Here is an 8,350-nt window from a genome sequence, read left to right as displayed (position 1 = left end):
CTGCGGTAGCTCAAACTACCGCAGGTGTGTTCAGTGCAATCATTTGTGAAATGAATACCCCCACTGATTCAGTTACACCCCCTGTTGATACCAACACTTGTGGGGCCAACAGCCGACAAGTCGGACTATAGATATTTTTTCCAGATTGCCTAAAAGCTGTCTGGCATAATAACCAAAATTTGATACTTAGCGCAAGGTGGCGGGGAAATATTCTCTTGAAACCTTTCGCTTTTGATTATTTTGGGGAGAGGATTTTTGGGTCTTCTGGACATTGGGTGAAAAATGTTTCTGTCACCTTTGGACGAACCCAGTTTGTGCCTACATTGTGGAAAAAACCCGTTACTGTAGGGACGCAAGGAACCTGCGCCCTCCGATAGATAAAATTTGCTTATCAACAAAAGTACGGGATACCCTGATTATTGACCTTTATTTCAAGCTAAGTAGGTAGGCGTTAAAAATTATCAGATGCCCCCCTTATCAAGGGGGGACTAAGGGGGGATCCGCACCCCCCTTATCAAGGGGGTATTAAGGGGGGACTAAGGGGGGATCAAGGGGGGATCAAGGGGCGACTAAGGGGTGATCTGCACCCCCCTTATCAAGGGGGGACTAAGGGGGGATCAAAGGGGGATCGAACCTAAAATCCATTTTTAATTTAATTATAACCAGCTACTTATGCTAGGCGCAAAAACATCTCTCAATCTATCCTTACTTAAAACTCTGGGTTTAGTCGCCGTTATCGGTGGACTAATCATGGCTATGGTGGAAATGCAACAGGAAAAGGTGAAAACCTTGACCAAAGAAAAATTATTAGAAAGAAATTATCGTCAAGAGTCTCGCCTAGAAAATGCTCAGGTTGAGTTATTAAAAAATATACCTTCCTTTGGCTTTGATAATATGTTAGCCAATTGGGCAATGTTACAGTTTATTCAATATTATGGCGATGGGGATGCTCGTAGGGAAACTGGCTACGGTTTAAGTCCCGATTTTATGGAGATTGTCACCAAAAATGACCCAAAATTTGTCCGCGCCTATTTGATGATGTCCGTCGCTTCTTCTGTCAATGCTGGCAAACCCGAAAGAACCATCGAGATTATGAATAAAGGTTTAGCAAAACTCAGTCCTGATATTAATGATGCCTATTTTGTTTGGTTATATAAAGGAGTGGATGAACTATTATTTTTAGGTGATATTCCTGCGGCAAAAAAATCTAATCAAATGGCCGCCGATTGGGCAAAAATTGCCGGTAATGAATTTATCGAAAAATCCGCTAGGGGAACAGTAAAATTTTTAGAAACTAATCCCGATAGTCGCGCCCCTAGAGTCGGCGCTTGGATGTTAGTCTGGATAAATAGCCAAGACGAAGAAACCCGCAGGTTAGCTAAGGAAAATATCGAAAAATTGGGCGGTAAATTGGTTGTGGTTAATAATAATCAAGTGATGGCAATTCCTCCGAAAGATTAGGAGTTAGCATATTTTTCATCCTGCCAAAACTTATTATTTAATAAGCCATCAATATCCTCAGCAAAGGGACAAACATCGGGAAAATTAGAGTCTGGATAATCCTCTTTCATCGCTTCTAAAGCTTCTCGATAACATTCTTCTAAAATCTCTATCATAAACCTTTTCAAACTAGGAGAATACTTAAATTCCTTCTTCAACTCCTTGCGAAAATTTCTAATTTCAATTTCCCACCCTCGATAACAATCGGGAAGAACCACATAACAACGTTTTAATAAATGTTCTAATAAACGAGTTAAAAAATTATCGACTGCTTTGCGTTGACTTTTCCCCAAAGATTCCACCTCCTCAATCAAATTCTCCAAATCAACCTGAGATAAATCCCCAGATTTTAATTGCTTAACCGTCTTCTCTATCCACAAAGCAAAATCTTGATCATACAGATTTTTTACCTTGGCTAAAGTCATAATTTTTCCCCTGTTAAACTTAAATTCATTTCTTGAAAATCACACTAAATCTGGTTATTAAAGACTGATTATTTATTCCGCTTAACGGATTTAGCATCAGAGTTTAACTTTCCCAAAACCTATGGTTTAATAAACTATCAATATCCTTAGAAAAAGGACAAATATCGGGAAAAATAGCATCATATTTAATTCGCATATTCTCCACCGCTTCCTGATAACAATCATCACAAATATCGGTTAAAAAACTACATAAACTAGGGGAATCTTTAAGGATATCTTTTAACTTCGATTGACAGCGTTTAATTGTTACTTCCCAACCTCGATAACAGTCAGACAAAGGAAGATAACGCCGTTTTAAACCGTGTTCAAATAATGTAATTAAACGGTTTTTAAGTTCCCTTTTATCTCGTCTTCCCAAAGACTCCACCTCCTCAATCAAATTCTCCAAATCAACCTGAGATAAATCCCCAGATTTTAATTGCTTAACCGTTTTCTCTATCCACAAAGCAAAATCTTGATCATACAGATTTTTTACCTTGGCTAAAGTCATAATTTTGACCTCCTCTGTTGACTAATTGCCTTCATTTTAGCGAAACTTGGCCAATTCAGACTAAATCCGGTTATTAAAGACTGATTAACTATTGTCCCTATCGCAACAGTGCCTCTCCTCAACCGATTTAGTATTATAGCCCCGAAAACCCAACAACTAACAAGCCACAAACTGCACCGATCGAGGGATAATATAACCTTGATATCTATGCCATCATCTTATGAAAATTTTAATTATGGGTGGAACCCGATTTATCGGCGTTTCCCTGACTAAAGTGTTAGTAGAACAGGGTCATGAGGTAGTATTATTCAATCGTGGCAATAAACCCGCCCCGGTTGCTGGAGTACGACAGATTCATGGTGATCGCACTGACCCAGGGCAACTGAAAGAAAAGCTTGAAAATGAGAGTTTTGAGGCAATTTTCGACAATAATGGCAGAGAATTAAGTGATACTCAGCCCCTCGTCGAGATATTTAGAGACAGAATTGGGCATTTTGTCTATGTTAGCTCGGCGGGGGTTTATCTAAAATCCGACCAAATGCCCCATAAAGAAGGGGATAAACTAGATCCCAAAAGTCGCCACAAGGGAAAACACGAGACAGAAAACTATTTAAGCGAGATGGGTTTACCCTGGACTTCCATCCGTCCAGTCTATATCTACGGACCGCGCAACTATAATGACCTAGAAGCTTGGTTTTTTGACCGTTTGGTTCGTAATCGTCCTATTCCTATACCTGGTCATGGGGAACATTTTACCCAATTTGGTCACGTTGCCGATCTGGCCCAAGCCATGGCCGCAGTATTGGGTAATTCTCAGGCTATCGGTCAAGTGTATAATATTTCCGGCGATCGCTATGTAACTTTTAACGGTTTAGCAAAAGCTTGCGCGGCAGCCATGGGGAAAAATGCCGAGGAAATCGAGATTGTTAACTATAACCCCAAAAAATTTGACTTCGGCAAAAAGAAACCTTTCCCCCTGCGGGTTCAACATTTTTACGCTGATATTAATAAGGCCACCCGGGAGTTAAACTGGCAGCCTGAATATGATCTCGTCAGTGGTTTAACAGACTCCTTCCAGAATGATTATCTCGCTTCCGGTCGCGATCGGCAAGAAATAGACTTGGCGATCGATGACCAGATCTTGGCACATCGATAAAAATAATTTGGCTGCATCTGATATTTGTGACTTTCTCTCACTTATGGTGGGGAGCAGAAATATTATTGCGCCTAGGGGCGCATTGCGTGCGCCTCTACTATTGGCTCTGGAAAGATGCCTACGAAGCTTTAGAAATAGCTCAAATCCGGCGTTGTCAGATCAGAATAGGAAAGATGCAATGCAACCATTTCTCTAAATGAAAACTACACATCGAATTTAAATCCCCCTTTAAGTTCCCCTTTTTAAGGGGGATTTAGGGGGATTAAACTTCTGTAGTCAGACTTTGGAGAATTGGTATAATTTCAGTTCCAAGCTGATTCGGAGCATCTTTCAATTTGACAACGCCTCAAATCCTGCTTATCCAACAGCAAGGCAAAGAATTGCTAAATCAATGCAACCGCATAGCCATCCTCCAAGAAATTGAGCGAATTCACAGGCTTTGCCCGACGCAGACCAAGCGTTCTCAGGTTTACCTCCAATTGCAGCAGTTTTCTACTCCCCTCTCTCTCGGCTACATCACCAAGGTCGCAGCGCAGATTACACCAGATGACCTAGTTCTCGAACCATCGGCAGGGACGGGAATCATAGCAGCTTTTGCCCAAATTGGCGGGGCTAGTCTCATTCTCAACGAAATCTGTCCCAAACGGAGGGGAATCCTCAGTAAAGTCTTCCCAGGCGTTCCCCTATCGCCTCACGATGCCGAGCAGATTGACGATTACCTCCACCAGAAGCACCGCCCGACAGTGGCAGTGATGAACCCGCCCTTCTCAGCCTCCCCTCCCATGGCGAAGCGCAATCAGTTCGCTACTCTCAAACATCTGAGTTCTGCCTTGGCGAGCCTCTCTCAGGGAGGCCGCCTCGTTGCCATCACTGCCAACTGATTCTCTCCTTTGAGCCATGAATGGCGTGATAACGCTCTTCTGGGACTTTCGGAAATCCCTGACCGAATCCAGATTCTGAAACCCTTGGTTGACAAGTGATCGCTAACTTTTTTTCTAATAAAAACTCAAATCTCGGGTTTCTGTTAGTTAGCGATAGCTTGAAGGCTTACCCCATAAGAGAGCTAGAGTTGAGAGACTGTAAGACTTTTGCCAGAGTTCCTCCAAGAGCGTTAGCTTCGTCAATCTGCAAAATACGGCAAAAGTGGCTCTTTCCTCTGGCATTGCGGGGATTGCCTACGCCAAGCACGGAACCAACGTGTAGATGCGCCTGACAGTTATCGACAAAGGGAACAAGCTGGAGCCAAGTTACCTCAGTGGCAGCACAGTAGAACTCCCTGAACTCCTCAGTTAGTAAATCGTTACAGTTTTTAGAACCAGCTCAATGGCATTGATAAATCGAGCCGAACCTTCAACGTTAATGATTCTGTTTAATTTATCATCAGTCAATCGCTCTTGAGCATCCCTAAATTCTATATTCCTGATATATTCTTGAAAAGGCTGGCGGACTAGTAAATGGTTAAGTATCTGAACGACAATAGCTGCATAGTTATCAGCAAAGTAACTTGCTCTTAAACTTAATAGATAATCGTCTTTTTTATCTTTCTCATTAAAGTAGGGGTCAAAAGAACTCTCTTTTTTACTGGTAATCCAGCCTGTTGGTGTGCCACTGCCTATAATTTCTTCCGCAACTTTTTTAAAGGCATAGCTGACAATTTTTTTAAAGAAATTCAGAGAATAATCCATCTTCCCAATCCAAGGCAGTTTTCTGGAAAATTCCTGAAAATTACTAATTGAACGGATAGCTTTCTCTATACTCCAAGTCCATTGTTCATCGGAAATTTCAGTAATTTTTTTTGCTAGGTTTTTTACAGAAGGGTCTGTGTCAGCGCAGTTTTCTAGTTGTCGCTGTGTAGTTTCACAAAGCAATCGCTTTATCCTTTCCACTACATGATCATTTGAATAAGCAATCGCCCTGGTTTGCAAATCTGACAGATCATCTTTGTGGCTTTTTTTATTATGGATATCAAGAATTTCCAAAGAAATTATTAAATCATGAATTAGAAGGCGACCTTTTGGACTTTCAAAGAACTCAGTAATTTTTTTGTTAGCAGACTCTTGTTCATTCCAAAGTGGTGGATCAGTTTTGTTTTTATAGTTATCCCGAACTCCAACTTGATCCATCCACTTATCTTTGATAGAAACTATAATATCTGCAACATTAAGCAGCCATAAATCAAAAAGATATTTCTGACTTTCCTTCTTTTGATTTTCTTTATTTTTCTCTTTTCGCAAACTATATTTTTTGATAGTATCTACTATTTCAATTAATTGCACCCAGCCATCCTCTCCAGTGCTAAGAGTTCCATAAGAATCATGAAAATTTAAAAGAGTAGAGATGTACGATAAATCAATAACATCAAAGCTATATAATGGATCATGTGATTTAAAAATTTGGTCAAACTGGCAGAGAGTTTCGCTAGTATGAAACGACATGAGGATGCTGCCTTCCATTCCGTGACGAGGATCTGTAACTGTCTTGCCGAGATCGTGATAAAAAGCTCCAAACATAAGTTTTAAAGTTCGTTCATTTGGAGTATCATCATAGTTGATAGTCTCGCTGATTACACTTAAATTAATTCTTTGATTATCCTCTTTATCTTCATCTATGATGTATAAAGTACCTTGTGTATCTTCTTCTGCAAAGGAACCTTGTAGTTTACGAAAGATATCCTTGACATTTTCATATTTTTGAAAATAAATTATCAATCGCGCTAGAGCTGCAACTACATTGACAAAATGATTATAATTCCCTTCATTTGCTGAAAAATTTACATTACTAGGTGAGTTTTTCCCTTTGGGATCAGGTTTAAACAAGGAAACCTGATTAATATTATACGTTTTTGTATCTTGTATAAGTTGTTCTGGTATAGTAAACTTGCGTTTCATAAAGAACTCGTGAAACTCTTTGGTGAAAGGCAATCGCAATTCAATAAGTTCTTTAGAAGCATCCAATTTTTTGTAAAGACGAAGTGGACTTTCTGTCTTAAAATACTCCGTTAATACTTTTTGTGAATTTAGACTTTCATTTGTTTTTTTTGCTTGTTCTTCTGCGTATTTTAAATATTTTTCTCTGGGATAGTAAGCATCTTCTACCGCTTTAATGCAAGATTCAAAGGTATTTTGTTGAAAAATGTGATGTAGCATAGTTGATAACCTCTATTTCTAACTAAACTAACCCTATAGCGGTTTTCACAGAAGTGAGTGCCGAAACGCTGAAACGCCTATCTATCAAGGGATTTACTATACCTTATTAGACTGAAAACTGCTATATACATAGTATCTTTGAGAAATCAATCTTTAGAAAAATATTCATAATTTCTTTAGCTTAAACAAATATACCGCCAAAGTCCCGGAAATCAACGGACGGCAACCGCGCCTCATCTGTCAGCAATACAAGGGGCGCGATGTCCTCCAAATCCCTCGACCTGTTACCACTAATATTAAGGGGGAAAAGCGATTTCTGAGTACCATCGCCCGACGCTTGGATTCGTTAGGGGCGTTAACACGGGGGCAGCGGCAGAGGGGGGGACAGGGACTCTTCCGAGAGGAGGACAACTTGGAATCTCCCTATGGGAAGGCGGCATTGCGGCAACTCTACCACGCCCTCTACGGAGGAAAACTGGATTGCTGTTCTCTAAAAGACTTTGAGGCTCATAGGGGACTCGCCCTAACCGACGGGGAAGGCTACCTCAAGGAAGATTTGCCGCCCATCGCCCAAAGCAGGACTGTATCTTAGAATACATTTTACCCGCCAAACCTAAGAGAGCCTTTGTTTATTGGACATTCCACCAACCGAAGGCCGGCCCGACAAAGCGAATAACTACCCAAACCCCAGCTAAAACTCCTATACCAATCCAGGCACCCCTAGTGGTTAACTTGTAAGCTTGGGCCGCTTGACTTTTGGTAATCGGTAGCCAAGGCAGGATATTTTCTTCCTGTCCATACTTATCACCCAGGGCCGATTGACGACGTTTTGATTCACCCATACTCCCATACTAATGTCAGTTATTAAGAGGTTTTTCTCTGATTGTATATCGAAAGACAACCGCCTACACTCACTCCCAGTCCGTGAAGGAGGGCGATCGAAACTGACGGCTGATGACCGACTATTATAGAACCCACATTCCGCACCCTAAGTGTCACAACGTCTCAAAAGAGGAAGGGGCGTGAGTCAAAATACTTATCTAGAGGAGTTAGTTGGCGGCAAGCTGCCGGCAACTAAGCCGAAAATTCCAGGGTTCCCCCAGTAATTCTCAATAAACAGTGCTTATTGAGAATTACTGGGCAATCAGACTTAACATCTAGGGGGAGATGTTCCAGTTGCTCGCTTTGTTTTGTCACCCCTTGAAGTCAATCCATTAATTGTTTGGGTTCGATGCCCTCTTCCACACGACTTGCCCCGCTGTGACAATTTCTCCTCGCTCAATTGAGACTTGTTCGTTGATAATTTCAACAATTCCTATTTCATCGATAATTCCGGCTACTAATCCCAGATGGTCTAGATTTTTGACTTCAATTTCTGTTGATTGATTCATGGTCGAACAGTCCACTCGCCTAAGTTTTCCAATAATTCCTATTTTTTCATAATTAGGGGTCTCCATAGTTACTAATTCTGTACGCAAATATTGCATCTAGAATTAGCTTTGTACGCTTTGACCCGTACTGGGTTAACTACGAACCTCTCTATCGGATTCCCGCTAAAGGCGGCCTCTCCGAC

At 41.1% G+C, this 8,350-nt stretch carries 8 protein-coding genes and 1 pseudogene; 4 read left to right on the top strand and 5 right to left on the bottom strand.

Going from position 1 to position 8,350, the window contains the following annotated elements; all coding sequences use genetic code 11:
- Nucleotides 1-672: 672 nt before the first annotated feature.
- On the top strand, nucleotides 673-1,461 hold the full coding sequence (locus EWV60_RS20300) for a hypothetical protein (RefSeq protein WP_287234302.1): 789 nt from the start codon (nucleotides 673-675) through the stop codon (nucleotides 1,459-1,461).
- On the opposite strand, the gene EWV60_RS20295 is transcribed toward EWV60_RS20300, so the two are convergent.
- Both EWV60_RS20295 and EWV60_RS20290 read right to left on the bottom strand, forming a co-directional pair.
- On the bottom strand, nucleotides 1,458-1,925 hold the full coding sequence (locus EWV60_RS20295) for a DUF29 domain-containing protein (RefSeq protein ID WP_002736517.1): 468 nt from the start codon (nucleotides 1,923-1,925) through the stop codon (nucleotides 1,458-1,460). The genes EWV60_RS20300 and EWV60_RS20295 overlap by 4 nt on opposite strands.
- 103 nt (nucleotides 1,926-2,028) lie before the next feature.
- Complete coding sequence (locus tag EWV60_RS20290) at nucleotides 2,029-2,475, bottom strand: DUF29 domain-containing protein (protein WP_002775700.1); 447 nt, start codon at nucleotides 2,473-2,475, stop codon at nucleotides 2,029-2,031.
- A 220-nt stretch (nucleotides 2,476-2,695) separates the two neighbouring features.
- On the opposite strand from EWV60_RS20290, the gene EWV60_RS20285 reads away from it, so the two are divergent.
- Both EWV60_RS20285 and EWV60_RS20280 read left to right on the top strand, forming a co-directional pair.
- Complete coding sequence (locus EWV60_RS20285; RefSeq protein WP_002775701.1) at nucleotides 2,696-3,631, top strand: NAD-dependent epimerase/dehydratase family protein; 936 nt, start codon at nucleotides 2,696-2,698, stop codon at nucleotides 3,629-3,631.
- A 335-nt stretch (nucleotides 3,632-3,966) separates the two neighbouring features.
- On the top strand, nucleotides 3,967-4,512 hold the full coding sequence (locus EWV60_RS20280) for a class I SAM-dependent methyltransferase (RefSeq protein ID WP_002775705.1): 546 nt from the start codon (nucleotides 3,967-3,969) through the stop codon (nucleotides 4,510-4,512).
- A 408-nt stretch (nucleotides 4,513-4,920) separates the two neighbouring features.
- Here EWV60_RS20280 and EWV60_RS20275 read toward each other — a convergent pair whose 3' ends face one another.
- Nucleotides 4,921-6,777, bottom strand: a complete 1,857-nt coding sequence (locus EWV60_RS20275; RefSeq protein ID WP_287234298.1) for a hypothetical protein — start codon at nucleotides 6,775-6,777, stop codon at nucleotides 4,921-4,923.
- 163 nt (nucleotides 6,778-6,940) lie between these two features.
- Here EWV60_RS20275 and EWV60_RS20270 point away from each other — a divergent pair, with 163 nt between their 5' ends.
- Nucleotides 6,941-7,369, top strand: a complete 429-nt coding sequence (locus tag EWV60_RS20270; RefSeq protein ID WP_502705837.1) for a strawberry notch C-terminal domain-containing protein — start codon at nucleotides 6,941-6,943, stop codon at nucleotides 7,367-7,369.
- Nucleotides 7,370-7,406: 37 nt separating this feature from the next.
- Here EWV60_RS20270 and EWV60_RS20265 read toward each other — a convergent pair whose 3' ends face one another.
- Nucleotides 7,407-7,619 carry a DUF2839 domain-containing protein gene (locus tag EWV60_RS20265; RefSeq protein WP_002737353.1) on the bottom strand — a complete coding sequence of 71 codons (213 nt, stop codon included), beginning with the start codon at nucleotides 7,617-7,619 and terminating at the stop codon, nucleotides 7,407-7,409.
- Nucleotides 7,620-8,021: 402 nt separating this feature from the next.
- A pseudogene (locus EWV60_RS20260) lies at nucleotides 8,022-8,168 on the bottom strand (DUF4277 domain-containing protein); the annotation flags it as partial.
- Nucleotides 8,169-8,350 lie beyond the last annotated feature (182 nt).

The sequence above is a fragment of the Microcystis sp. Msp_OC_L_20101000_S702 genome, assembly GCF_007095705.1.
Lineage (GTDB): Bacteria > Cyanobacteriota > Cyanobacteriia > Cyanobacteriales > Microcystaceae > Microcystis > Microcystis ichthyoblabe_A.
Note: the sequence above shows the minus strand (reverse complement) of the source record. Positions and strands in the feature narration are given on the sequence as shown.

Coding starts and splice junctions, on each gene's coding strand:
- EWV60_RS20300 (WP_287234302.1), top strand. CDS start 673: ATGCTAGGCGCAAAAACATCTCTCAATCTATCCTTACTTAAAACTCTG.
- EWV60_RS20295 (WP_002736517.1), bottom strand. CDS start 1,925: ATGACTTTAGCCAAGGTAAAAAATCTGTATGATCAAGATTTTGCTTTG.
- EWV60_RS20290 (WP_002775700.1), bottom strand. CDS start 2,475: ATGACTTTAGCCAAGGTAAAAAATCTGTATGATCAAGATTTTGCTTTG.
- EWV60_RS20285 (WP_002775701.1), top strand. CDS start 2,696: ATGAAAATTTTAATTATGGGTGGAACCCGATTTATCGGCGTTTCCCTG.
- EWV60_RS20275 (WP_287234298.1), bottom strand. CDS start 6,777: ATGCTACATCACATTTTTCAACAAAATACCTTTGAATCTTGCATTAAA.
- EWV60_RS20265 (WP_002737353.1), bottom strand. CDS start 7,619: ATGGGTGAATCAAAACGTCGTCAATCGGCCCTGGGTGATAAGTATGGA.